The sequence below is a fragment of the Pseudomonas helmanticensis genome, assembly GCF_900182985.1.
Taxonomy (GTDB): Bacteria; Pseudomonadota; Gammaproteobacteria; order Pseudomonadales; family Pseudomonadaceae; genus Aquipseudomonas; species Aquipseudomonas helmanticensis.
The window spans coordinates 277,737-301,737 of record NZ_FXUY01000002.1 but is presented as its reverse complement, the minus strand read 5'-3'; the positions used below and the strand labels follow the sequence as shown (position 1 = coordinate 301,737).

At 58.9% G+C, this 24,001-nt stretch carries 22 protein-coding genes; 10 read left to right on the top strand and 12 right to left on the bottom strand.

Annotated elements, in window-relative coordinates; translation table 11 throughout:
- The first annotated feature begins 22 nt into the window (after positions 1-22).
- The 4 genes from QOL84_RS24020 (at position 23) to bfr (ending at position 3,765) form a co-directional block, all read left to right on the top strand.
- Entirely contained in the window at positions 23-1,024 is a 1,002-nt protein-coding gene (locus tag QOL84_RS24020) for a DNA-directed RNA polymerase subunit alpha (RefSeq protein ID WP_003186012.1), read from the top strand.
- 42 nt (positions 1,025-1,066) lie between these two features.
- A complete protein-coding gene (gene rplQ / locus QOL84_RS24015; protein WP_007918448.1) occupies positions 1,067-1,453 on the top strand; it encodes a 50S ribosomal protein L17 in 387 nt (128 codons plus the stop codon).
- Between the two features lie 240 nt (positions 1,454-1,693).
- The gene (locus QOL84_RS24010; protein WP_283438842.1) at positions 1,694-3,148 is read left to right on the top strand and encodes a catalase; all 1,455 of its coding nucleotides are present in this window, start codon (positions 1,694-1,696) and stop codon (positions 3,146-3,148) included.
- A 149-nt stretch (positions 3,149-3,297) separates the two neighbouring features.
- Positions 3,298-3,765, top strand: coding sequence for a bacterioferritin (gene bfr, locus QOL84_RS24005; RefSeq protein WP_007918444.1), 468 nt, complete (start codon positions 3,298-3,300; stop codon positions 3,763-3,765).
- Positions 3,766-3,830: 65 nt separating this feature from the next.
- On the opposite strand, the gene uvrA is transcribed toward bfr, so the two are convergent.
- On the bottom strand, positions 3,831-6,665 hold the full coding sequence (gene uvrA, locus QOL84_RS24000) for an excinuclease ABC subunit UvrA (RefSeq protein ID WP_283438841.1): 2,835 nt from the start codon (positions 6,663-6,665) through the stop codon (positions 3,831-3,833).
- A gap of 191 nt (positions 6,666-6,856) precedes the next feature.
- On the opposite strand from uvrA, the gene QOL84_RS23995 reads away from it, so the two are divergent.
- Positions 6,857-8,254, top strand: coding sequence for an MFS transporter (locus tag QOL84_RS23995; RefSeq protein WP_129395729.1), 1,398 nt, complete (start codon positions 6,857-6,859; stop codon positions 8,252-8,254).
- 9 nt (positions 8,255-8,263) lie between these two features.
- Positions 8,264-8,788, top strand: coding sequence for a single-stranded DNA-binding protein (locus tag QOL84_RS23990; RefSeq protein WP_008081898.1), 525 nt, complete (start codon positions 8,264-8,266; stop codon positions 8,786-8,788).
- A gap of 174 nt (positions 8,789-8,962) precedes the next feature.
- Here the strand turns inward: QOL84_RS23990 and QOL84_RS23985 are convergent, their stop codons facing one another.
- The 7 genes from QOL84_RS23985 to QOL84_RS23955 all read right to left on the bottom strand — a co-directional run bounded on the left by QOL84_RS23985 (position 8,963) and on the right by QOL84_RS23955 (position 14,194).
- The gene (locus QOL84_RS23985) at positions 8,963-10,120 is read right to left on the bottom strand and encodes a glutathionylspermidine synthase family protein (RefSeq protein WP_283438840.1); all 1,158 of its coding nucleotides are present in this window, start codon (positions 10,118-10,120) and stop codon (positions 8,963-8,965) included.
- A gap of 2 nt (positions 10,121-10,122) precedes the next feature.
- Entirely contained in the window at positions 10,123-10,827 is a 705-nt protein-coding gene (locus QOL84_RS23980; protein ID WP_283438839.1) for a DUF1190 domain-containing protein, read from the bottom strand.
- 17 nt (positions 10,828-10,844) lie between these two features.
- The gene (locus QOL84_RS23975) at positions 10,845-11,270 is read right to left on the bottom strand and encodes a DUF350 domain-containing protein (protein WP_283438838.1); all 426 of its coding nucleotides are present in this window, start codon (positions 11,268-11,270) and stop codon (positions 10,845-10,847) included.
- Positions 11,271-11,284: 14 nt separating this feature from the next.
- Positions 11,285-11,935 (bottom strand): DUF2491 family protein, encoded by a 651-nt coding sequence (locus QOL84_RS23970; protein WP_129395725.1) that lies wholly within the window; start codon positions 11,933-11,935, stop codon positions 11,285-11,287.
- A gap of 174 nt (positions 11,936-12,109) precedes the next feature.
- The gene (locus tag QOL84_RS23965; RefSeq protein ID WP_129395724.1) at positions 12,110-12,808 is read right to left on the bottom strand and encodes a PspA/IM30 family protein; all 699 of its coding nucleotides are present in this window, start codon (positions 12,806-12,808) and stop codon (positions 12,110-12,112) included.
- Positions 12,809-12,825: 17 nt separating this feature from the next.
- Entirely contained in the window at positions 12,826-13,407 is a 582-nt protein-coding gene (locus tag QOL84_RS23960; protein WP_227698851.1) for a YjfI family protein, read from the bottom strand.
- Between the two features lie 232 nt (positions 13,408-13,639).
- Entirely contained in the window at positions 13,640-14,194 is a 555-nt protein-coding gene (locus QOL84_RS23955; RefSeq protein WP_129395722.1) for a cysteine hydrolase family protein, read from the bottom strand.
- Between the two features lie 101 nt (positions 14,195-14,295).
- Here QOL84_RS23955 and QOL84_RS23950 point away from each other — a divergent pair, with 101 nt between their 5' ends.
- The 3 genes from QOL84_RS23950 (at position 14,296) to QOL84_RS23940 (ending at position 17,431) form a co-directional block, all read left to right on the top strand.
- Positions 14,296-15,297: a GlxA family transcriptional regulator gene (locus QOL84_RS23950; protein ID WP_283438837.1), complete on the top strand. Its 1,002-nt coding sequence runs from the start codon at positions 14,296-14,298 to the stop codon at positions 15,295-15,297.
- A 279-nt stretch (positions 15,298-15,576) separates the two neighbouring features.
- Positions 15,577-16,686 (top strand): DUF3182 family protein, encoded by a 1,110-nt coding sequence (locus QOL84_RS23945; protein WP_283438836.1) that lies wholly within the window; start codon positions 15,577-15,579, stop codon positions 16,684-16,686.
- Positions 16,676-17,431 carry an alpha/beta hydrolase family protein gene (locus tag QOL84_RS23940; protein WP_283438835.1) on the top strand — a complete coding sequence of 252 codons (756 nt, stop codon included), beginning with the start codon at positions 16,676-16,678 and terminating at the stop codon, positions 17,429-17,431. The genes QOL84_RS23945 and QOL84_RS23940 overlap by 11 nt, the downstream gene beginning before the upstream one ends.
- 76 nt (positions 17,432-17,507) lie before the next feature.
- Here the strand turns inward: QOL84_RS23940 and QOL84_RS23935 are convergent, their stop codons facing one another.
- The 4 genes from QOL84_RS23935 to QOL84_RS23920 are packed head-to-tail and all read right to left on the bottom strand — an operon-like array spanning position 17,508 to position 21,485.
- Positions 17,508-18,497 carry a lysylphosphatidylglycerol synthase domain-containing protein gene (locus QOL84_RS23935; RefSeq protein WP_283438834.1) on the bottom strand — a complete coding sequence of 330 codons (990 nt, stop codon included), beginning with the start codon at positions 18,495-18,497 and terminating at the stop codon, positions 17,508-17,510.
- Complete coding sequence (clsB, locus tag QOL84_RS23930) at positions 18,494-19,768, bottom strand: cardiolipin synthase ClsB (RefSeq protein ID WP_283438833.1); 1,275 nt, start codon at positions 19,766-19,768, stop codon at positions 18,494-18,496. The genes QOL84_RS23935 and clsB overlap by 4 nt, the downstream gene beginning before the upstream one ends.
- Positions 19,765-20,562, bottom strand: coding sequence for an endonuclease/exonuclease/phosphatase family protein (locus QOL84_RS23925; RefSeq protein ID WP_283438832.1), 798 nt, complete (start codon positions 20,560-20,562; stop codon positions 19,765-19,767). Before QOL84_RS23925 ends, clsB begins: the two co-directional genes overlap by 4 nt.
- Positions 20,559-21,485 carry a DUF72 domain-containing protein gene (locus tag QOL84_RS23920; RefSeq protein WP_283438831.1) on the bottom strand — a complete coding sequence of 309 codons (927 nt, stop codon included), beginning with the start codon at positions 21,483-21,485 and terminating at the stop codon, positions 20,559-20,561. Before QOL84_RS23920 ends, QOL84_RS23925 begins: the two co-directional genes overlap by 4 nt.
- A 347-nt stretch (positions 21,486-21,832) precedes the next feature.
- On the opposite strand from QOL84_RS23920, the gene QOL84_RS23915 reads away from it, so the two are divergent.
- Entirely contained in the window at positions 21,833-23,929 is a 2,097-nt protein-coding gene (locus tag QOL84_RS23915; protein WP_283438830.1) for a mechanosensitive ion channel family protein, read from the top strand.
- Positions 23,930-24,001 lie beyond the last annotated feature (72 nt).

The following is a 24,001-nucleotide window of genomic DNA, read 5'->3' as shown; positions in this document are numbered from 1 at the left end:
GGGCTAGAAAATAGGTGCATCCATGCAGATTTCGGTAAATGAGTTCCTGACACCCCGCCATATTGATGTGCAGGTTGTCAGTCCAACCCGCGCCAAGATCACTCTCGAGCCTCTCGAGCGTGGTTTTGGCCACACCCTGGGCAACGCGCTGCGACGCATCCTGTTGTCCTCAATGCCCGGCTGCGCAGTAGTCGAGGCCGAGATTGACGGTGTGCTCCACGAGTACAGCGCCATCGAAGGTGTACAGGAAGACGTAATTGAAATCCTGTTGAACCTTAAAGGTCTGGCCATCAAGCTGCACGGTCGTGACGAAGTTACGCTGACCTTGTCGAAGAAGGGTTCGGGGGTGGTTACCGCTGCCGATATTCAGCTGGATCATGATGTCGAGATCGTTAATCCCGATCACGTAATCGCTAACCTGGCGTCTAACGGCGCCCTGAACATGAAGCTCACCGTAGCTCGTGGTCGTGGTTATGAACCAGCAGACTCGCGTCAGAGCGATGAAGACGAAAGCCGCAGCATCGGTCGCTTGCAGCTTGACTCTTCGTTCAGCCCGGTTCGCCGTATCGCATACGTGGTGGAAAACGCCCGTGTCGAGCAGCGTACCAACCTGGACAAGCTGGTTATTGATCTGGAAACCAACGGTACTCTGGATCCTGAAGAGGCTATTCGCCGCGCTGCAACCATTCTGCAACAGCAGTTGGCTGCGTTCGTCGACCTCAAAGGTGACAGTGAGCCAGTGGTTGTCGAGCAGGAAGACGAGATCGATCCGATCCTGCTTCGCCCGGTTGACGATCTGGAACTGACTGTACGTTCGGCTAACTGCCTTAAGGCGGAAAACATCTACTACATCGGTGACCTGATTCAGCGCACCGAAGTGGAGCTGTTGAAGACTCCGAACCTGGGCAAGAAATCCTTGACTGAAATCAAGGACGTTCTGGCCTCCCGCGGTCTGTCCCTCGGCATGCGCCTCGACAACTGGCCGCCTGCAAGTCTTAAGAAGGACGACAAGGCGACTGCCTGATCGTCGTAATCACCGAACGTAGTGTTTGGTAAGGAATGAACCATGCGTCATCGTAAAAGTGGTCGTCACCTGAGCCGCACCAGCTCGCACCGCAAGGCCATGTTTCAAAACATGGCGGTGTCGCTGTTCGAGCACGAGCTGATCAAAACTACTCTGCCAAAAGCCAAAGAACTGCGTCGCGTTGCTGAGCCGCTGATCACTCTGGCCAAGACAGACAGCCTGGCTAACCGCCGTCTGGCTTTCGACCGTACTCGTTCGAAAGCTATCGTTGGTAAGCTCTTCAACGACCTGGGCAAGCGTTACGCTACCCGTGAGGGTGGCTACCTGCGCATCCTCAAGTGCGGTTTCCGCACTGGCGACAACGCGCCTATGGCGTACGTCGAGTTGGTTGATCGTGCTACTGCTGGCGAAGCTGTATCCGCCGAGTAAGACGTCAGTCTGAAACAAAGAACCGGGCCTAGTGCCCGGTTTTTTGTGTCTGCAAGAAAATGCGCTGTTCGTACAAGCTTCTGACCCTGCTCTGTTGTCACTATGTGCTGGGAAACATAATTAGTAATTTTCTATCGATACGCACAAGTTAATGAATTTGTGGCTGTCACATTGATGATCAATACTTCCCATCAAGCCGATTAGCCGGCAGTTTCAAGACTGACAGAGGAAGAAGACCGTATGAGCCAGATCAAAACGCTTACGACCGCCAGTGGCGCACCTGTCGCTGATAATCAGAATTCTCGCTCCGCCGGCCCGCGTGGCCCGTTGCTTCTCGACGATTTCCATCTGCTTGAGAAGCTCGCACACTTCAACCGTGAAAATATTCCAGAGCGTCGCGTACACGCCAAAGGCTCGGGCGCTTACGGCACGTTTACCGTCACTCGTGATATCACCGATTACACCAGCGCCAAGCTGTTCGAATCGGTTGGCAAGCAAACCCCGACGTTCCTGCGCTTTTCCACCGTGGGTGGCGAGCGTGGTTCGGCCGATACCGAGCGCGACCCTCGCGGTTTTGCCCTCAAGTTCTACACCGAGGAAGGTAACTGGGACATTGTTGGCAACAACACGCCGGTCTTCTTCATTCGTGATCCGCTGAAATTCCCTGATTTCATCCACACGCAAAAGCGTCTGCCGCAGAGCAACCTGAAAAGTGCGCAAATGATGTGGGACTTCTGGTCGCATTCGCCTGAAGCGCTGCATCAGGTGACCATCCTCTTCTCCGATCGTGGCATTCCTGACGGTTACCGTCACATGCACGGCTTTGGCAGCCACACTTACAGCCTGATCAGCGCTCAAGGCGAGCGTCACTGGGTGAAGTGGCACTACAAGACCAAACAGGGCATCAAGAACCTCGCACCAGCGGATGCTGCTCGTATTGCTGGCACCGATCCGGATTACGCCCAACGTGACCTGTTTGAAGCGGTCGAGCGCGGTGATTTCCCGAAATGGCGCGTGTGCATCCAGATCATGACCGAGGCTCAAGCGGCGGCACACTACGAGAACCCTTTCGACGTAACCAAAACCTGGTCGCAGAAAGAATTCCCGTTGATCGAAGTCGGCGAACTGGAACTGAACCGCAACCCGCAGAACTACTTCGCTGAAGTCGAGCAGGCAGCGTTTGGCCCGAGCAACATGGTGCCAGGTGTAGGTCTGTCGCCAGACCGCATGCTGCAAGGTCGCGTATTCGCTTACGCTGACGCCCATCGCTACCGCGTCGGCACCAATCACCAGCAATTGCCGGTGAACGCGCCACGTAGCCCGGTAAACACTTACCAGCGCGACGGTTCAATGGCATTCGGCAGTAATGGCGGCGCAGCACCGAACTATGAGCCGAACAGCTACATAGAAACGCCGAAACAAGCTCCGCACTACGCTGAGCCTGCGCTGGCTCTAAGCGGTGCGGCCGATCGCTACGATCACCGCGAAGACACCGATTACTACAGCCATGCCGGTGCGCTGTTTCGGTTGATGAGCGACGAACAGAAAGCTTTGCTGGTGAGCAACATCGCCGGTGCAATGGCAGGCGTTTCCAGTGATGTAGTCGACCGCCAATTGCAGCATTTCTACAAAGCCGATCCGGCGTATGGAGAAGCAATCGCAAAGCTGCTCAACGTACAGCTTAACGAAGTCTAAACGAGAAGCAGAACCGCCCTCATTTGGGCGGTTTTTGCGTTATTTAGGCTGCTTTTCTAAGAATATCTTCGCTTTTATTGCGCGTAACGGGTGACCTTCCAGTCAGCTTGGTTCAAACTACAGACTTTCAAGTAGGGAGATGTAGGGCGATGCAAGGCCACCCAGACGTAATCGATTACCTCAACACGTTGCTGACCGGCGAACTGGCCGCGCGTGACCAATATTTCGTTCATTCGCGGATGTATGAGGACTGGGGGTTCACCAAGCTCTACGAGCGAATCAACCACGAGATGGAAGAAGAAGCGGGTCACGCTGATGCGTTGATGCGCCGGATTCTGATGCTTGAAGGCACGCCACGCATGCGTCCGGATGACCTCGACGTCGGCACCACGGTGCCGGAGATGCTCGAAGCAGATCTGCGCCTCGAGTACAAAGTTCGCGCCGCGCTGTGCAAAGGCATTGAGTTGTGCGAGCAGCACAAAGACTACGTCAGCCGCGAGATCCTGCGGGTTCAGCTCAATGATACCGAAGAAGATCACACCTACTGGCTGGAAAAGCAGTTGGGCCTGATCAAGCTGATAGGTCTCGAGAACTACCTGCAATCCCACACGTCCTGATTGCAGCAGATACAAAAAAGCCCCTGTCACTGTTGAAGTGACAGGGGCTTTTTCATGCTCGTCGTTTAAGCCCGATCACGGATCAGCAGTGGCTTGAGGTAGTGGCCGGTGTGAGATTGCTTCATCTCGGCCACTTCTTCCGGCGTACCGGTGGCAATGATCTGGCCACCCTTGGAGCCACCCTCCGGCCCGAGGTCGACCAGCCAGTCGGCCGTCTTGATAACGTCGAGATTGTGCTCGATCACCACCACCGTGTTGCCGTGGTCACGCAGACGATGCAGTACATCGAGCAACTGCTGGATATCCGCGAAGTGCAAACCGGTGGTCGGCTCATCGAGGATGTACAGGGTCTTGCCGGTGTCACGCTTGGACAGCTCGCGAGACAGCTTGACCCGCTGTGCCTCACCACCCGACAACGTGGTCGCCGACTGACCGAGCTTGATGTACGACAGACCAACATCCATCAAAGTCTGCAGTTTGCGCGCCAGTGCCGGCACCGCGTCGAAGAACACCCGGGCTTCCTCGATGGTCATCTCGAGGGTTTCGTGGATGCTCTTGCCCTTGTATTTGATCTCGAGGGTTTCACGGTTGTAGCGCTTGCTCTTGCACACGTCGCACGGCACGTAGATGTCCGGTAGGAAGTGCATTTCCACCTTGATCAGGCCATCGCCCTGGCACGCTTCGCAGCGACCGCCCTTGACGTTGAACGAGAAACGCCCCGGGCCATAACCACGGGAGCGCGACTCGGGCACGCCAGCGAACAGCTCGCGGATCGGTGTAAACAAACCGGTATAAGTTGCCGGGTTGGAGCGCGGTGTACGACCGATCGGGCTCTGGTCGATGTCGACGACTTTGTCCAGATGCTCAAGGCCTTTGATGCTGTCGTGAGCTGCCGCTTCCAGAGTGGTTGCGCCGTTGAGTGCTGTGGCGCTCAGCGGGAACAGCGTGTTGTTGATCAGCGTCGATTTGCCTGAGCCGGACACGCCGGTCACGCAAGTCAGCAAGCCGATAGGAATGTCCAGATCAACATTGCGCAGGTTATTGCCGCGCGCGCCTTTAAGCGACAGATTGAGCTTCTTGTTACGTGGCGTGCGTTTGGCCGGCACTTCAATCTTCACCCGGCCCGACAGGTATTTGCCGGTCAGGGAATCCGGGTGCGCCATGACTTCGGCCGGGGTACCTTCGGCAACGATTTGCCCACCATGCACGCCTGCGCCCGGGCCGATATCCACAACGTAATCGGCCAGGCGAATTGCATCCTCGTCGTGCTCGACCACGATTACCGTGTTGCCGATATCGCGAAGATGCTTGAGCGTGCCGAGAAGTCGGTCGTTGTCGCGTTGGTGCAAACCAATCGACGGTTCATCGAGAATGTACAGAACGCCGACCAGACCCGCGCCGATCTGACTGGCCAGACGAATCCGCTGCGCCTCGCCACCGGACAGCGTGTCAGCACTGCGATCCAGCGACAGGTAGTCGAGACCGACGTTAACCAGAAACTGCAGACGCTCGCGGATTTCCTTGAGGATCTTGTCGGCGATTTCGCCGCGTCGACCGGTCATCTTCAGCTGGCCGAAATACTCGCAAGCGTCACCGATCGGCAGGTTGGTCACTGCTGGCAGTGTCTTCTCGCCAACCCACACATGCCGCGCTTCACGACGCAAACGGGTACCACGGCAATCCGGGCACGACTGAGTGCTGAGGAACTTGGCGAGCTCTTCGCGCACGCTCGCCGACTCGGTCTCGCGGTAGCGACGCTCCAGGTTTGGCACGATGCCTTCGAACGGGTGCGAGCGTTTGACGATATCGCCACGGTCGTTCAGGTATTTGAAGTCGACGTTCTGCGAGCCGCTGCCGTGCAGGATGGACTTCTGCTGATCGGCCGGCAGATCGTTGAACGGCACTTCCAGGCTAAAACCATAATGCGAAGCCAGTGACCCCAACATCTGGAAGTAATAGACGTTGCGCCGGTCCCAGCCGCGAATCGCGCCTTCGGCCAGCGTCAGCTCGCCGTTGACCAGTCGTTTGATGTCGAAGAATTGCTTCACCCCCAGGCCATCGCACGTCGGGCAGGCGCCGGCCGGGTTGTTGAAGGAAAATAGCTTGGGTTCCAGTTCGCTGATCGCGTGGCCGCAGATCGGGCAGGCGAAGCGCGCGGAGAAGATCATCTCTTCGCCCGGTTCATCGTCCATCGGTGCGACCAGGGCGATGCCGTCCGCCAGTTTCAGCGCGGTCTCGAAAGACTCGGCCAGACGTTGCTGCAGGTCTGCGCGCACCTTGAAGCGGTCGACGATCACATCGATCGAATGCTTCTTTTGCTTATCCAGTTTCGGCAGTTCGTCGAGTTCGCAGATCCGGCCGTTGACCCGTGCGCGGACGAAACCTTGCGCGCGCAGCTCTTCGAAGACCGACAGGTGTTCACCTTTGCGCTCGCGGATCACCGGCGCCAGCAGCATCAATTTGCTGCCTTCGGGCTGAGCCAGCACCAGGTCGACCATCTGGCTGACGGTTTGCGCCTCCAGCGGAATGTCGTGATCCGGGCAGCGCGGCGTACCAACGCGTGCATAGAGCAGGCGCAGGTAGTCGTAGATTTCGGTGATGGTGCCGACCGTGGAGCGCGGGTTGTGCGAGGTCGACTTCTGTTCGATGGAGATCGCCGGCGACAGGCCTTCGATGGTATCGACGTCGGGTTTTTCCATCATCGACAGGAACTGGCGGGCGTAGGCCGACAGCGATTCGACATAGCGGCGCTGACCTTCGGCGTACAGTGTGTCGAAGGCCAGGGACGACTTGCCGGATCCAGACAGGCCGGTGATGACGATCAGCTTGTCCCGTGGCAGGGTCAGGTCGATGTTCTTCAGGTTGTGGGTACGGGCCCCACGTATCAGGATCTTGTCCAAAGTGGCCTCGCTCGGCGGGCGTCGAAAACGTAGGAGTATACGGCCAAATACTGGATGGATGCACACTATCAAACGAAGGGTTTTTTACCCTGGATGAAGAGAGTTTCATCTATACGCGTCAAAGCGTCGCGATCTACCCCGTCTTTCGATGGGACTGGTAGAATCGCCGCCGGTTCACACGAGGTTTTTCCATGCACGATCCCCACAGCGAACGCATGAGTGGCAGCGAGACCCGCGCGGCGAGCGGTCTGGCCCTGGTGTTCGCCTTCCGTATGCTTGGCATGTTCATGGTGTTGCCGGTACTGGCGACCTACGGCATGGATCTGGCGGGTGCGACCCCGGCCCTGATCGGTTTGGCCATCGGCGCCTACGGCCTGACCCAGGCAATTTTCCAGATTCCGTTCGGGATCATTTCTGACCGCATTGGCCGTCGACCGGTGATTTACCTCGGGCTGATCGTCTTCGCCCTCGGTAGCGTCCTCGCGTCGCAAGCCGATTCGATCTGGGGCGTGATTGCCGGACGAATCCTGCAAGGTGCCGGCGCCATTTCTGCTGCGGTGATGGCCTTGCTTTCCGACCTTACCCGCGAGCAACACCGCACCAAAGCCATGGCGATGATCGGCATGACGATTGGTCTGTCGTTCGCCGTGGCCATGGTCGTCGGGCCTTTGCTGACCCGTGCGTTCGGCTTGTCCGGGTTGTTCCTGGCCACCGGTGGCATGGCATTGGTGGGAATCGTCATCGTCATGTTCATGGTGCCGAAATCCACAGGGCCGCTGACGCATCGCGAGTCCGGTGTGGCGCGTCAGGCGCTGATGCCGACACTCAAGCATCCAGACCTGCTGCGACTCGATCTGGGCATCTTTGTGTTACATGCCATGTTGATGTCGAGCTTCGTCGCACTGCCTTTGGCGCTGGTGGAAAAAGCCGGTTTGCCCAAGGAGCAGCACTGGTGGGTCTACCTCACCGCGTTGCTGATTTCGTTCTTCGCCATGATCCCGTTCATCATCTATGGCGAGAAGAAACGCAAAATGAAACGAGTTTTGCTCGGCGCCGTCCTGACGCTGATGCTGACTGAGCTATTCTTCTGGCAGTTCGGCGACAGCCTGCGGGCTCTGGTGATCGGCACGGTGGTGTTTTTCACCGCGTTCAATCTGCTGGAGGCTTCATTGCCGTCGCTGATCAGCAAGGTTTCACCGGCGGGTGGCAAGGGCACGGCCATGGGCGTGTATTCCACCAGTCAGTTCCTCGGTTCGGCACTCGGCGGGATACTCGGCGGCTGGTTGTTTCAGCATGGCGGTCTGTCGGTTGTGTTCCTTGGATGCGCGGGTCTGGCTGCCATCTGGCTGGCCTTTGCTGTTACCATGCGTGAACCTCCCTACGTGACGAGCCTGCGCTTGCCGTTGTCGCCCGAGGCGATCCGCGAAGCGGGTCTGGTCGAGCGCCTCAAGGCCCTTGTAGGGGTAACCGATGCAGTGATAGTTGCTGACGAAGCGGCTGTTTACATCAAACTGGACAAAGAATTAGTGGATCGCGACACCCTCGAACGCCTGGTGAACAACCCGGCCGAGGCTGCTTGCGAAGCCTAGGAGAACGTTATGGCCCGTGGGGTTAACAAAGTCATATTGGTCGGCACTTGCGGCCAGGATCCCGAAGTTCGCTACCTGCCTAACGGTAACGCCGTGACCAACCTGAGTCTGGCAACCAGCGAACAGTGGACCGACAAGCAAACCGGTCAGAAGGTCGAGAAGACCGAGTGGCACCGTGTTTCGATGTTCGGCAAGGTTGCGGAAATCGCCGGCGAATACCTGCGTAAAGGTTCGCAGGTCTACATCGAAGGCAAGTTGCAGACCCGCGAGTGGGAAAAAGACGGTATCAAGCGTTACACCACCGAAATCGTGGTCGACATGCAAGGCACCATGCAACTGCTCGGCGGCCGTCCACAACAGGGCGACCAACAAGGTGGCGGCAACAACTACCAGCAGTCCGCACCGGCTCCACGCCAGCAGGCTCCGCGTCCGCAGCAGTCGGCTCCGCAACAGCGTTCGGCCCCGGCTCCACAGCAGGCCGCACCGCAGCCAGCTCCGGATTTCGACAGCTTTGATGACGATATTCCGTTCTGATCCGATGTTGTAACCGCTGCAAATAAAAAGGCCCGTCGCATCAAGCGACGGGCCTTTTTTGTGCCTGCATAAAACACGCGCCCTGTAGGAGCTGCGGCACGCTGCGATCATTTGATGTTGTTTTTAAAAGATCAAAAGATCGCAGCGTGCCGCAGCTCCTACACGGAGGGCGTTTCAGTCAAGAATCAGGTGCGGCAGGAAGCGGCTGGAGTCCTTGGTGATCAAACTGTTGTCTTCCCGCACACCAATCCCCGCCGCCTGATCGCCAATCACCCACGAGCCGATCAGCGTGTAGCTGTCGCCAAACTTTGGCAGCGGCGCAAACTCCTGCAGGATAAATGGCGCATCGGTGTACGGCCCGTCCTCTTTGACGATCAGACCGTCAGCCGTCTGCAGTTCAATGTTGGCGCCTTCGCGGGAAAAGTACGGCTTGCGTACCCAGCCCTTGGGCACAGCACTGGCCGGATCTGGATCAAGATGCGCGGCCAGCAGGTTCGGATGGCCCTTGTGCATTTCCCACAGCAACGGCAATACGCCTTTGTTCGACAGGATCGCCTTCCATGCCGGTTCGAAAAACTGCGTGTCGCACTCGGCAATCGCCGCACCGAACGGCTCCTGGAAGATGAATTCCCAGGCGTGCAGCTTGAACAGGTGCGGGATCCAGCGATCTTGCAGATCAACAAAGCGACCTTCAGCCGTCAGGCCGATGTCTTCGATGTCGATGTGCCGCGATTCGATACCGACTTTCTCGGCGATCAATCGCAGGTAATCGGTGGTGCCTTTGTCCTCGACCGAGTCCCGCATCGACGCAAAGTAGAACGGCCGCTTCAGTTGCAACTCGGCAAAAGCCTGATGCAGTTTGGTGTCGATGCTGTTGAACTGGTCGGCATGGCGCGGCAGCGTACCGCGTTCGATACTTTGCTCAAGCCAGCCCCACTGGAACGCCGCCGCTTCGTAGAGGCTGGTCGGCGTGTCGTAGTTGAGCTCCAGCAGTTTCGCCGGGCCGTTACCGCTATAGGAAAAGTCCATGCGCCCGTACAGATGCGGATGACCTTCCAGCCAGGAGGTGCGGATCATGTCGTAGTACGACGGCGGGATGCTCAAGCGGTCGAGCAACTCTTCGCTGCGCACGACGCGGTCGACCAGGTCCATGCACATCTCGTGCAGTTCGGTGGTCGGATCCTCGAGATCGTTTTCGATCTGCGCCAGCGAGAACTGGTAGTAGGCGCTTTCGTCCCAGTACGGTTCGTCGTCGATGGTATGGAACATGAAGCCGAGGCTCTCGGCGGTCTGTTTCCAGTCGGGGCGCTCGGCGCAGTGGATCTTTTTCATGATCAGCTGCTCGAACGACCGGAACTGCTGCCCCAGCCACCCCAACCGCTACGGGCACTGGACTGACTGCCGAAACCACCACGGGAAGTCGAGGACGCGACGTTCACCGGCTTGCTCTTGCTGCTCTCGTAGTCAGGCTGGCTGCGCGTGACCGGTGCCGATTCGACTTTGCGGTACTGCGTCGAGGTGTTGTAGGTCTGGCGTGTGTCGCGATCGCGATAAACCGTGCGATTGGAATTGTTACTCATCGCATTGCCGATCAGCCATCCGGTGAGCAGGCCGCTGGTCGAACTGCCGGAAGAGTGGCTCGTGGCCTGTGCAGCCTGTGCAGCCTGGGCGGCGTTGGCGTCACCGGCGGGCATTTGCGCATCGGCAAGCGCATCAAGATTCTGCGGCGCTTCAGCGTTCTGGCGGATCTTGAAGCCGCCCAGTTTCGGCACGAATTTGCCGGACGAGTTTTTCTGGCACCAGTCGGCGGCAAAGTCGGCGTCGCACTCGGCCTTGTCATCGTACGCCGGGGCGATGCGCCGGTGTTCGGTCAGGGCGGCGACGTAGGCGTTCGAGCAGACATCGGCGGCGACTTCGGCATCGACACACTGCTCGACACTCTGGAAGCTGCGTGGCTGATCGATTGCTGCCGCTTCGCCGGAAATGGCCAGGGCCACCGAAGCGGCGAGGGACAACTGAACGTATTTACTGCGTTTCATCGAGGGCTTCCTGCCGGTCAGTTGGACGGTGTCATGCACGCGGCATTGAGCATGCCGACGCTGATCGCCACCGCAGCGACGTAAATGCCGGAAGCCACTTCACCGTTGGCGATGCGTTGCGAAGTGCCTTTGAGGACCAGGCCTGTGGCGAGAAACGCCAGCAGTTGTACAACCGCCGCGATCACCGCCCAAAGCACGAAGTCGACGACGTTGACCGAAAAGGCGATCACGTTACTGGCCGGAATCGCAAAACCGATGATCGCACCAGATAAAGCAATTGCGGCGGCGCTGTTGCCGGCGCGGATCAGCTCGAATTCCTTGTGCGGGGTGATGCGCGTGTAGACGAATTGAAACAGCATGAACAGCAAGACGGCGCCGATCAGGTAGACGACGAAACCGACCAATGCGGTCTTGTTGAGGGAAACGGCCAGCACTTCCAGCATGAAAAACTTCCTTTTTAAATGGTGCCGATATCAGTCGTGTACAGCGAGATGCCCAGTGAGGTGCTCAGGCTGACGGTGCCTTCTTCGTCCTGTTCGACGGAGAACAGCAGCAATTCGCGGCGATCGGTCAGGCCGGTGTCGCGGGCGTAAAGCATCGAATGATGTTCGATGGTGTAGCTCTCGTCCGGATTGATCACTTGTTCGGTCATCGGTACGAGTTCTGTCTGGTCTTGTTCAGTGCCCCATTCACGGGTGTACTCGACACCTTCGTGGCTGTAGGTCGGCAGGCCGATCGGGCTGCTTGGGCCGGCGAGGCGCTGCAGTTCGGCGTCACTGTTGACTGTCACGTAGCTGAGGTAGTTGAACAGGGTGACCGACTCGATCTGGTCGTCACCGGTGACGTGGATCTGAACCCAGAAATCCTCGTCGTTCATGTAATAGCGGTGCAGTTTGTTGGACTGGCCAAGGTCGACCCAGCCGGCGCTCCAGATCGCTTGGTCGAAGGGCACGCGCACCGAGGTCGAACCGTCGAGCAGCAGCGCCAGAGTCGTATCGAACCTGACGGCTTTGCCCTGGGCCATCCCGAGTGGGCCACTGGCAACGGTTGGCGTTGGCGCAGCGGTCTGCCAGTTACTGGTGCCCAGCAAATCTTTAAACCATCCCATGGGTACGTTCCTTGAAGCGGGTGGAGGTGTTCGTCGGCAAAAAACGTCGCTAGTGTACCGGGCCGGGATCCCATGTAGGAGCTGCCGAAGGCTGCGATCTTTTGATTTTGTTTTTAAAGACAAGATCAAAAGATCGCAGCCTTCGGCGGCTCCTACACAGGGTAGGTTGCGGTGTTACTGAGCGGACTTCTGCTTCAGGCGCTCAAGAATCGCGTTGGCGCTGCCTTCGTTCGGCGTGATGCCGGCGTCGCGCAGTTTGCGATCGAGGTCGTTGCCGGACGATGCATCCGCCAGCTCGTCGGCCGCACTCAGCTCGGCAGCGCGTTGCTGCTGCTTGGCTTGCAGGCGGTTGAGGGTGCCCACCGCGGTTTCCAGTTTGCCGTTGGCGCCGCCGCTGGCAATCGATGCACTGACCTGGGCTTTCTGCACGCTTTCACGCGCCTTGGCCATGTCCACTTGCTGGCGCAGGCTCTTGATACGGGCTTCGGCCTTGTTGATGTCTTTGCGCATGTTCTCGGCGTAGGTGCCGAACTCATCGCTTTGTTTTTTCTCGGCATCGAGGTCGTTGGTCAGCGTCGAGATCGCTTCGGCCACTTCCAGCGCCAGGTCTTCGCGACCGGCACTCAGGGCTGCGACAGCCTTGGCTTCGAGATCCTTGATCTTGGCGTCGTACTCGCTCACGCGGTCGGCGGCCAGTTTGTGCTTGGCCATGATCGTGACCAGTTCGCGACGGGCATTCGACAGCGCGGTGTCGGCGTCGCGAATTTCCTGATCGAGGATACGCAGGGCCTGCTGGTCGACGATGGCTTCGCCGACTTCATTGGCGCCGCCGCGCAGTGCGGTGAACAACTTGCTCCAGATGGACTGAGTCATTGGATATTCCCTGTTGATTACTTGAAGAAGTGTTCGAAGGCTTCACTCGCGCGCTGCACGTTGTCGACCAGGGTTTTCACCTCGGTCACCACGTTGGTCAGGCTCGAGTCGGCGCTGAGGGCGCCAAACATGTTGTAAACGGTCTGCCCGTTCGGCATCGACTCGATACCGATCGACGACAGCGGGAACATTTCCCGGCTGCGCAGCACGGCGTCGTTGAAGGCGCGCACGTCAGTGATCGAATCGATGTCCACCAGCACGGTGTCGACGATGATCTGCTGGCCGGCCACGGCGATGTGAATCGGCAGACCGCCGAATTCATTCATTTCCAGCTTGATGCTGGGTTCGGAGCTCTGGATCAGCGACAGCGTGATTTCTTGCGAAGCCACCTCGTCCAGGGCCTTGAGGGCGTTGAAGAGGCTATCGATATTCCAGTTGTTGCCTGCGCTCATGTAATTCTCCGACATGAAAGAGCCAGCCAGAATCGGTTGGCGTAGCTGTTGCTCCATTTGCTTGAGCAAGCTTCGGTTTTCGGGAAGCACCCAAGTCTCGTGTTTCACATAACCGGCGGCGGCCAGGCCCGCGCGCATCTGCTTCATATAGAAGCTCGATGGTTTCTTCGCGGACACTTTTGCGCGCTCTCCCTTGGGGCTTTCCGATTTCGATGTGGGAGAACGGCTTTTCATGGCATTGACTCGGTTATGAATATCTCACGCGTGAGCCACACTACAACCAAATCAAAGCGCCATCAATGGCTCACGCGTGAGATTTTTAAGGCAAGCGAAAAAAGGCCCGCAACCTGGCGGGCCGAGACATTTAACAAAGTGTGTCTTAATGGCTGGAGGCCAGAAACTCATCAGTCGAGACCACACTGGCATAGGCAAAACCCAGCGCCGACATGAAAGCGGCGTGTACCTGCGCGGCAGGCACGGTCATGCCGTTGAACTCCAGGTCGCGGCTGGCGCAGGCATCGTGAATTACCGTGACGGTGTAGCCGAGGTCAGCCGCCGCACGGGTGATGCCGTCGACGCACATGTGGCTCATGCTGCCAACCACCACCAGCTCCTTGATGCCTTGTTCATCGAGGATCGCTTGCAGTTCGGTTTCGCGAAACGAATTGACGAAGTGCTTGAGCACGACGGGCTCGTCGGCGCGGTTGAGCACTTTCGGATGCAGCTTGGCGCCCTCCGATCCGGGAATGAAAAACGGCGCATCGTTCGATGTGAACTCGTGACGGATGTGCACCACTGAATCACCCGTCTCGCGGAACGCTGCAAGCAGTCGCGCGGCGTTGTCAGCAGCGGCGTCGGCACCGGCCAACGGCCACTTGCCTTGGGGGAAGTAGTCGTTCTGGATATCGACTACGATGAGCGCTTGCTTGGCCATGGGTGTGTCCTCGATGGATTGGCTGGAAGTGGCTTCAGTATTGGCGACGGCCGACGATTCGGGGATTGGCCGCACCGACAATAGACAGGGGAAAACTGACAATGGGCGCAGAAAGGGCCGCTGTCGCTGAACTGGGCATCTTGATTTACCCCGGTGCGCAGATGGCGGCGGTGCATGGCCTGACGGATCTGTTTGCGGTGGCCAACCGGATTGCTGACGAGCATCAGGCTGCGCAACTGCCGCTGCTGCGGGTCAGTCATTGGCAGGTCGAAGGTGACCAGCCGCCGCAGCGGGTTCACGACAGTTATCCGCAGGCTAACAGTGCTTTGCTGGCGGTGCTGATTCCGCCGTCCATCGGTGGTTTTAGCGCGGGGCAAATGTCCCCCGCCCTGGCGCAATGGCTGCGCGATCAGCACGCTCGCGGCGCCACGCTGGGCGGCGTCTGCGTGGGTTCGCTGCTGCTGGCGGAAAGCGGTCTGCTTGATGGCCGCAGCGCTACCACCCACTGGACGTCGGCCAAGGCTTTCGCCGAGCGTTATCCGAAAATCAAACTCAAGGCAGATACACCGATTGTCGATGACGGCGACCTGATAACCACGGCCGGGTTAATGGCCTGGTCGGAGTTGGGGCTGCGCCTGGTTGATCGTCTGCTCGGGCCGAGTATCGCTTCAAGTACGGCACGATTTCTGGTGGTCGAACACAGCGACAGTGCCAGTGAATGCGGCAGTAATTTTGCGCCGATCCTCAGTCACGGCGACGCCGCGATTCTCAAGGTTCAGCATTGGTTGCAAAGTACCGGCGCCACCGAGGTTTCGCTCACGACCATGGCCGAGCGTGCGGGGCTTGAGGAACGCACCTTCCTGCGCCGCTTTCGTGCGGCGACCGGGTTGAAGCCAACGGAGTATTGCCAGCATCTGCGGGTGGGCAAAGCTCGCGAGATGCTTGAGTTCAGCAACGGCACCATCGATCACATCGCGTGGACGGTGGGTTATCAGGATCCCGGGGCGTTTCGCGCGATCTTCAGAAAAATCACCGGGCTGGCGCCGAGTGATTATCGGGCACGGTTCGGCGTAACCCCGAACCCGAAAGCCACAACGTTTTAATGTAGGAGTGAGCCTGCTCGCGATGGCAATCTGTCAGAAAAAAATTGCTGACTGACACACCGCAATCGCGAGCAGGCTCACTCCTACAAGGCACGGTGCGCCGTCCGGGATCGTGCAATTTGCCGGGGTTTAGCGCATGGTCGTGCAGATTGAAACAGGCGTGATGCCAGCACGATTCCGGCAAGTTTCTGATTAACCAAGGATTTCCATAGAGCAGCGGTTGGCCTGATCTCTGCACCTCTCACCGCTACAGTCATCGAACCGATGGAAGGGGGACGCATGACCCCGACACCCCGCAGAAAAACCGTCGTCGCCCATTCGGTACGCGCCGACGCGCCGCAACATGAAGTGCAAACCAACAAGGCGCTGGCCCGCTGGCTGGCGCAAATTCTCGGATTGAAGTTCGGTGGCAGCTACGACCCGGAAAAACACCGTGGTCGTGATCTGTATCTGTTGCCAACGCAAACCATCGTCGGCGCCGGGCACGCTCAGGCGCTGGGGATCAACGGTCCGGATGATCTATGGGGCGGGTTTGTCGAACACGATTTCATCTGCACCAAAGCCATCAGCCACGGCCTGCGCAGTCATCTCGCGCATGCGCCGCAAGGCTGGTCGCCGCTGTTCAGCGAACGCACGCGTAACGTGGTGCTCGATGGTTTGAGTGTGTTTGCCCTCGAAGATGCGCGGGCCGCCGCCGAACACTTGTTGTACAGCGGGCCGATCCGCCTGAAGCCGATCCACGCCTGTGCCGGGCGCGGTCAGGAGGTGATCAAGAGTCTGGACGCCTTCGATGAAATGCTCGCCCGCACCGACGTTGCCAAACAGTTCAGCGAAGGTGTAGTGCTGGAGCAGGACTTGCGCGACGTCATCACCCACAGCGTCGGCCAGTCATTCATCGGCGACAAAGTGCTGAGCTACTGCGGTGATCAATACTTGACCAAAGACGCTCACGACGAAGATGTCTACGGCGGTTCGAACCTGCTGGTGGTGCAGGGCGGATACGAAGAACTGCTGGCGCTGGAATTGCCCGATGATGTACGTCTGGCCATCGAGCAGGCGCAGATTTTCGACAGCGCCGCCGACGAAGCCTACCCACGCTTCTACGCCTCGCGCCGCAACTACGACATCGCCCAAGGCCTGGACAGCAACGGCAAGACACGCAGCGGCGTGCTCGAACAATCCTGGCGCATGGGCGGTGCCAGCAGCGCCGAAGTCGCGGCGCTGCAAAGTTTCGTCAACGATCCGGGAATGCGCGCGATCCGCGTGTCTTCGGTGGAAACCTACATCGATCAGCCGTTGCCGGCGGATGCCATCGAGGTGTATCGCGGCCCGGCTGAGAACAGCGAGTTTCTTCTCAAATACGTAACGGTCAAATCCTATGACGGCTAGAAGCGAAAGCATTCAAATCGACATTGATGATGAACAGATGAGCGGGACGTTTCTCAGTCCCAAATCGAAAGTCCCGGGGGTGTTGTTTGTCCACGGTTGGGGCGGTAGCCAGGAGCGCGATCTTGAGCGCGCGAAAGGCATCGCCGGTCTCGGTTGTGTGTGTCTGACATTCGACTTGCGCGGGCACACTGGCGGCACCGGGATACCACTGACCCGAATTACCCGCGAAGACAATCTGCGCGATTTGCTCGCGGCCTATGATCGATTGCTGGCGCATCCGGCGCTCGACACCTCGGCCATCGCCGTGGTGGGCACCAGTTATGGCGGCTATCTCGCCTCCATCCTCACGTCATTGCGCCCGGTGCGCTGGCTGGCGTTGCGCGTGCCGGCACTGTATCGCGACGAGCAATGGCACACCCCCAAGCGTGATCTGGACAAGGCGGATTTGCGTGATTATCGCAGCACGCTGGTGCGCGCTGACACTAATCGGGCATTGCACGCGTGTTCGCAATTCACTGGCGATGTATTGCTGGTCGAATCGGAAACCGATGATTACGTCCCACATGCGGCGATCATGAGTTACCGCGCGGCGTGTCAGCAGACGCACTCACTGACGCACCGGATTATCGATGGCGCCGACCATGCGTTGAGCGAACCGGTGTCGCAGCAGGCATATACCTCGATATTGGTGGACTGGATTACCGAGATGGTCGTTGGCGAACGGTTGAGCATTATTCAATCCTGAAATCAAAAGATCGCAGCCTGCGGCAGCTCCTACAGAGATCTCTGTAGGAGCTGCCGCAGGCTGGGATCTTTTGCTCTTAATGCCTCGGCGTCTTTTCGATCCGCAACGCCTTGGCTTTTGCCTCCACCACCAGATACATCACCAGCGTAATCAACAACGGCAACAGAAAATAAATCGCCCGATACGCCAGCAATCCCGCCACCAGACTCCCACGCGAAGCCTCGTGCTGCAGCAGCGCGACAAACACTGCCTCCAACACCCCAAGCCCCGCCGGAATATGCGTGATGACCCCGGCAATCGCACTGATCAACAACACCCCCAGCACCAACGGATAGTCGAGCTTGCTCGGCAACAAAGTGAAAATCACCGCTGCCATCAACGACCAGTTCAACGCCCCAAGGAGCAATTGCAGGACCGCCATGCGCAGCGACGGCAGATTGATTTCCACGCCGCGAATCGACCACTCGCGTCGCTTGGAAAACTGACACGCCGCGAGGTAACCGGCGCTGACCAGCAGCAACAAAACCCCGATGCCCTGCAACGCACCGCTGCTGACTTTCCAGCCTGGCGGCATGCTCACCAGACCACTGCTGAACACCACACCGGCAATGGTCATGTAGCCAAACCAGTTGGTCGCCAGGCTCAGGCCAAGAATCTTGGCAATATTCCCCTTGCTCACGCCCAGTCGCGAATACAGCCGATAACGCATGGCGATGCCGCCGACCCAGGCACTGAGATTGAGGTTGAACGCGTAGCTGATGATCCCCACCGGCAGGATCTGTTTCCAGGTCAGATCCTGACGAATATAGGTGCGGCCGATCAGGTCGAAACTGGCGTACACGAGAAAACTCAGCAGCGTCAGGCTGGCGGCAATGATCAGCGTGCGCACCTTGAAGTCGGCGAGGGTTTGCAACACTTCGGCCCATTCGATGCGTGTGGCAAACAACGTCAGCAAGACAATCAGCGCGAGGAAAAACAGCAACGTCAGCGGACGTTTCCAGCGACTCCATTTCGAGTGAGTCGCTGGCACGGCATGAGCATTCGGATGCACCTCGGAATGGCTCATGAGCGATTACCTCGAAACGGCTTGAGCCGCGGTTTGTGCGCCGGCAGCCAACCGGCCATCGCCGGGAAATGCCGCAGAAAGTGGAACACCAGAAAACCAATGGTCATGTGCCAGATGCGGCCGCGCGGGGACTTGCTGGCGTCCATGGCTTTGCAGTGGTTCTGGCTGAGATCTTCGAGGCGCTCGAACAAGTGCTGATTGAACGCGCGATCACGGATCAGCACGTTGGCTTCCAGATTCAGTGACAGGCTCAACGGGTCGAGATTACTCGAACCCACGGTGCTCCATTCGTCATCGACCAGCGCGACTTTGCCGTGCAGCGGGCGCTGGCAATATTCGTGAATCTGCACCCCGGCCTTGAGCAAATAATCGTAGGTCATGCGCGCGGCGAGCTTGGCCACCAGCATGTCCGGCTGGCCTTGCAGGATCAGTCGGACATCGACGCCTCGGCGCGCGGCATTGCGCATTTCGCGCAGCAGACGATAACCGGGAAAGAAATACGCATTGGCGATGACCACCCGACGTTTGGCGCGGCGCAATACCTGCAAATAGACATCTTCGATATCGGTGTGGTGCTGATCGTTGTCGCGGAACACCAGGCGCACCTGGCCGTCGTGGTCGTCGAAAGCCATCTCGGCGCGACGCTGGCGCCGACGTTGCCACCAGAACCGCGCGCGGCCTGGTCTGCCACTTTGCAGCAGGGCAAAATGGTGGATGTCGGCGACCGCCGGCCCTTGTACTTCCACCGAATAGTCCTGCTTGGCCTCGGGGCCGAAATCGGCGAGGTGATCACCGGAAAAGTTGATTCCGCCGATGAATGCAATCAGGCCGTCGACCACGACGATCTTGCGGTGCAGGCGGCGAAACCAATTGGTGCGAATGCCCAAGTGCTTGGGCGCCGGGTCGAAGATCTGCAAATGCACCCCGGCCTCGCTCAGCGCGGCGAGATAGGCGGTGCTCAACTCACCGCAGCCGAAGCCGTCGAGGCTGACGGTGGTGCGCACGCCGCGCTTCGCCGCATCAATCAGAACCTCCTGCAGTTCGGCGCCGACCTTGTCTTCGAAGACGATGAATGTCTCCAGGAGGATTTCACTTTTCGCCGCGCGCATCGCCGCGAATACGCGAGGGAAATACTCCTCGCCGTTTTCCAGCAATTGCACATGGTTGCCGCCCTGCCAGCGGTACTCGACGTCGACCTGGCCGGGCTCGCGTATCGGCGGGTTGATGCTGATGGGTTCCACGGCGGATTTCTCCAGCGGCGCGCTGTTCATAGTTCGATCTCCACCGATAACGGTGCGTGGTCGGAAAGGTGTGACCAAGGGCGGTTGGCGAGGACTTTCGGCTGGCTGGCCTTGAGGTTGCGCACGTAGATGCGATCGAGCCGCAGGGTCGGCAGGCGTGCGGGGAAACTGCGTGCAGGCTTGCCGTGGTGCTCGGCGAACACTTCACGCAGGCCGCAAGGTTTGAGCAGTGCATCGGCACGCTGGCGCCAGTCATTGAAGTCGCCGGCGACGATCACTGGTGCGTCGTCGGGCAATTCGGCAAGTCGTTCGCCGAGCAGTTTCAACTGTGCGTTGCGATGACTTTCGCGCAAGCCCAGATGCACGCAGATCGCATGGATTTCGGCGCCGTCGCCGGGCAGGCGCAGCACGCAATGCAGCAAGCCTCGGTTCTCGTGGCCGCTGATCGACACGTCGAGGTTGTCGTGGCGGATGATCTGGAATTTCGACAGCAACGCATTGCCGTGATCGCCGTCCGGGTACACCGCGTTGCGCCCATAGGCGAACTGCGGCCAGAGACTGTCGGCGAGGAATTCGTACTGCGGCATCGTCGGCCAATTGCTGTAGCGCTTGTGATGATGCTCGTGGGTGCCGTGGACTTCCTGCAGGAACACCACGTCGGCTGCCACGCTGCGCACGGCTTCGCGCAATTCCGGAAGGATGAAACGTCGGTTGAGTGCGGTGAAGCCCTTGTGGGTATTGACCGTCAACACGGTGAACGTGCGTACCGAAGGCGCGACGTCCGAGCCTTCATCGGTGAAGCCGACCGGTTCTGGAATACTCATGCCAGCACTCCTTCGCCAGCGGGTTCGCCGGGGGTGGTGGCGAGGTCTTTATCCAGCTCGAAACGCTGCAACAGATCACGGGCGTCGTAGGGCGCGCGGACTTTGATGTCGTTATCGAAATAGCAGAACACTTCGCGGGATTTGCGTGCGCGTGGCTTCAGGCGTGGCGCGATCAGATGGGCATCTTTAGGTTGCTCGCCGTGATGCCAGGCGTCGATGCGCTCGGCCCAGCGCTTGAGGGCTGGCGCGGTGTATCCGCTGGCGTAGAGCTCTTCGGCACCGTGCAGGCGCAGGTAGACAAAGTCGCTGGTGAGGTCTTCGCGGTACGGCCATTTACCGCCGGTGTCGGCGATCACCAGCGCGGTGTTGTGGCGTTTCAACAGGCGCACGAAGTCGGGATCAATGAAGCTGTCGTTGCGAATTTCCACGGCGTGGCGCAACGGTTTTTTGCCGTAAGCCTTCATGCTCGCATGGCCGTGCAGGTGGGCATCGTGCTGATGGGCGAGGGCGGCTGCGGTTTCGGTGTTGCGGGGCAGTTGGGCGAGGAAGTGTTCGAAGCGTTCGGGTTCGAATTTGAAGTTCGGCGGAAATTGCCAAAGGATCGGCCCGAGTTTTTCCTTCAGTTCCAGCACCCCGGAGGCGAAGAAGTTCGCCAGCGGTTTTTCGATCTCGCGCAAGCGGCGGATGTGGGTGATGAACCGTGGCGCCTTGACGCTGAAGACGAAGTCGTCGGGCGTTTCGGCGTACCACTGGGCATAGCGCTCAGGGCGTTGCAGGGCGTAGAACGATCCATTGATTTCGATGCTGTTGACCGCCCGCGACGCGAATTGCAGTTCGCGCTTTTGCCCCAGTCCCTTGGGGTAGAAGTCCCCGCGCCACGGTGCGTAGCGCCAGCCGGAAATACCGATGTGAATCGTCGCCATGCCACCCTCCCGTTGAAAAAGCCCTCGTTTTGCCGCTGTCTTTTGATGACTGCGCGCGGTTGGGGAAAGTTTCGATGGCGTTACGGACGGTTACGTCCAAGGCGAAGATCAAAAGCCCTCCCCCTCACCCCAACCCTCTCCCCCAAGGGGGCGAGGGGGAAGGGAGCAGATCTGCGTGGTTTTGAAGGCCTGAGTTCGACTGTAGACCTTCAGGTCGATGCATCAAGACCAGTCAACTCGGTCAGTTCCCTCTCCCTCTGGGAGAGGGCTAGGGTGAGGGGGCTCTTGAACTTGCCGCACAAATATCGATCAGTTCCTTACAGGTTCAGCCACGGGAGATCGGAGTTTTGATCAAGTTCAGGATCGCCATTCTGCTGGGAGCATTGCTGTTTCTCGGTGCCAGTGAAATCGACGCCGCCGCGCTGCCGGGCGTTCCGGCCACCGCTGAAAAAGCCGCTGAACCCGAGCCGCTGGTGCAGGGCGGTCTGCTCGGTGCGATCAGTTCGAGCATCGACGACGTACAGGACAAACTCGACATCAACGAACATCTGGTCGACGCCTGGCGCCTGCGCGCGGACCGTGCGGCCGATGAAGTCGACAAACTGGTCAACCAACCCTCGAACCGTTCGGGCTGGAGCGTCGCCGGGGATTTCCTTACGCTCTCAGGCACTTGGCTCGGCAGTTTTGCGCTGCTCACCGTACTCGGCAGTTTGTTGGCCAACCGTATGCGTGGAGGCCGCTGGTTACGCACCCGCCAACGCAGTCAGGATCTGATGGGTTATTTGTTGCCCTACACGCTGCCCGCACTGATCTGCCTGCCATTGACGCTCTACGTCAGCCATTTTCTGCAAGCATCGGTGGGGCGCGCGCTGGCGCTGTGTCTGGCCTACGCCACCAGCAGTGGCATCTTCTCCACCTCGATATTTTTGTGTGTGGTGGTGATGTTCAATACCGGGCACAAACGTCCGGCGGCGAAGATTATTCGTGATTACTGTCCAAAACCCTTGTTCCTGATCGGCTTCCTCGCCGCCCTCAGCGATGCGCTGACCAGCCCGCAGATCGCCCGGCAACTGGGCGGCAATATCACCAGCAGCGTTGCGGTATTTACCGGCCTGATCGCCTCGGTGATTTTCGGATTACTGGTGATTAGACTGCGCCGTCCGGTGGCGCATCTGATCCGCAATCGCTCGCTGAGCCAACGCCTGAAACAACCTTCGTTGCAGGAGTCGCTGCGGATTTTTTCCGGGCTGTGGTACTGGCCGATTGTGTTGATGGTGCTGGTCTCAGTGGTGAGTTTGATCGGTATCGGCGAGGACAATCAAAAGGCCCTGCGCTGCGCGTTGTTCACCACCGTATTACTGATCGGCACGGTGTTTCTCAGCACGATCCTGCAGCACCTGTTCAAGTCGCGAAAAGCCGGAGCGATCCAGCGCAGCAGCGCTTACAAGGAGCGCTTTCTCAGCCTGTTGCATGCCTTGCTGCGGATCGTCATCGCGATTGCTTTCATCGATATCCTCGGGCGGATTTGGGGCGTGTCGCTGCTCGATTTCGCTCAGAGCAGCACAGTCGGGCGCGCGATCAGTGACGCGTTGAGCCGCATCGGCCTGATCTTTCTGGTCACGTGGCTGCTGTGGGTGGTGCTCGACACGGCGATTCAGGAAGCCCTGAAACCACCGGTCAGCAAACGCGCGGCACGCCAGCCGAGCACGCGGGTGAAAACCATCCTGCCGCTGCTGCGCAACGCGATCAAAATCATCCTCGTGGTGATCTGCGCAATCACCACCATGGCCAACCTGGGAATCAATGTCGCGCCGTTGCTGGCCGGTGCCGGGGTGGTCGGCCTGGCCATCGGTTTCGGTTCGCAGCAACTGGTGCAGGACGTGATCACCGGGTTGTTCATCATCATCGAAGATACCCTGTCGATTGGCGATTGGGTGGTGCTCGATTCCGGGCATGCCGGTACGGTTGAGGGACTGACCATTCGCACGCTGCGGTTGCGTGACGGTAAAGGCTTTGTGCACTCGGTGCCGTTCGGCCAGATCAAAGCGGTGACCAACCAATCGCGGCAATTCGCCTATGCGTTTTTCTCGGTGCAATTCACCTATGACACGGACGTGGACAAGGCCATCGAGCTGATCCGTGAGACGGGCGATTCGATCCGAGAAGACCCGTTCCTCAAGTACAACCTGCAAGGGCCGCTGGATGTGTTTGGCGTGGACAGGATGGATTTGAATGGCGTGGTGCTGACGGCGCAGTTCAGGACGGTGTCGGGTGGGCAATATGCGGTGAGCCGGGCGTTCAATCAGCGGTTGAAGAAGCTTGTGGATAACACCGAGACGGTGCATTTCGCGCAGACTTATCCACAGCAGGTATTGTTGCCGAAGCGGCAGGTGCACGAGGGCGAGGTGGTTGCGGCCGAGGTGCCGCAGGGATCGAAGACTTAACGCAGGTCTCGTGTTGGTAATACTGGCCTTATCGCGAGCAGGCTCACTCCTACAGGGGAACGCATTCCAAAA

Bases quoted from the DNA above. Each gene is read 5' to 3' on its own strand.
- QOL84_RS24020 (WP_003186012.1), top strand. From the start codon at position 23: ATGCAGATTTCGGTAAATGAGTTCCTGACACCCCGCCATATTGATGTG.
- rplQ (WP_007918448.1), top strand. From the start codon at position 1,067: ATGCGTCATCGTAAAAGTGGTCGTCACCTGAGCCGCACCAGCTCGCAC.
- QOL84_RS24010 (WP_283438842.1), top strand. From the start codon at position 1,694: ATGAGCCAGATCAAAACGCTTACGACCGCCAGTGGCGCACCTGTCGCT.
- bfr (WP_007918444.1), top strand. From the start codon at position 3,298: ATGCAAGGCCACCCAGACGTAATCGATTACCTCAACACGTTGCTGACC.
- QOL84_RS23995 (WP_129395729.1), top strand. From the start codon at position 6,857: ATGCACGATCCCCACAGCGAACGCATGAGTGGCAGCGAGACCCGCGCG.
- QOL84_RS23990 (WP_008081898.1), top strand. From the start codon at position 8,264: ATGGCCCGTGGGGTTAACAAAGTCATATTGGTCGGCACTTGCGGCCAG.
- QOL84_RS23985 (WP_283438840.1), bottom strand. From the start codon at position 10,120: ATGAAAAAGATCCACTGCGCCGAGCGCCCCGACTGGAAACAGACCGCC.
- QOL84_RS23980 (WP_283438839.1), bottom strand. From the start codon at position 10,827: ATGAAACGCAGTAAATACGTTCAGTTGTCCCTCGCCGCTTCGGTGGCC.
- QOL84_RS23975 (WP_283438838.1), bottom strand. From the start codon at position 11,270: ATGCTGGAAGTGCTGGCCGTTTCCCTCAACAAGACCGCATTGGTCGGT.
- QOL84_RS23970 (WP_129395725.1), bottom strand. From the start codon at position 11,935: ATGGGATGGTTTAAAGATTTGCTGGGCACCAGTAACTGGCAGACCGCT.
- QOL84_RS23965 (WP_129395724.1), bottom strand. From the start codon at position 12,808: ATGACTCAGTCCATCTGGAGCAAGTTGTTCACCGCACTGCGCGGCGGC.
- QOL84_RS23960 (WP_227698851.1), bottom strand. From the start codon at position 13,407: ATGAAGCAGATGCGCGCGGGCCTGGCCGCCGCCGGTTATGTGAAACAC.
- QOL84_RS23955 (WP_129395722.1), bottom strand. From the start codon at position 14,194: ATGGCCAAGCAAGCGCTCATCGTAGTCGATATCCAGAACGACTACTTC.
- QOL84_RS23950 (WP_283438837.1), top strand. From the start codon at position 14,296: ATGGGCGCAGAAAGGGCCGCTGTCGCTGAACTGGGCATCTTGATTTAC.
- QOL84_RS23945 (WP_283438836.1), top strand. From the start codon at position 15,577: ATGACCCCGACACCCCGCAGAAAAACCGTCGTCGCCCATTCGGTACGC.
- QOL84_RS23940 (WP_283438835.1), top strand. From the start codon at position 16,676: ATGACGGCTAGAAGCGAAAGCATTCAAATCGACATTGATGATGAACAG.
- QOL84_RS23935 (WP_283438834.1), bottom strand. From the start codon at position 18,497: ATGAGCCATTCCGAGGTGCATCCGAATGCTCATGCCGTGCCAGCGACT.
- clsB (WP_283438833.1), bottom strand. From the start codon at position 19,768: ATGAACAGCGCGCCGCTGGAGAAATCCGCCGTGGAACCCATCAGCATC.
- QOL84_RS23925 (WP_283438832.1), bottom strand. From the start codon at position 20,562: ATGAGTATTCCAGAACCGGTCGGCTTCACCGATGAAGGCTCGGACGTC.
- QOL84_RS23920 (WP_283438831.1), bottom strand. From the start codon at position 21,485: ATGGCGACGATTCACATCGGTATTTCCGGCTGGCGCTACGCACCGTGG.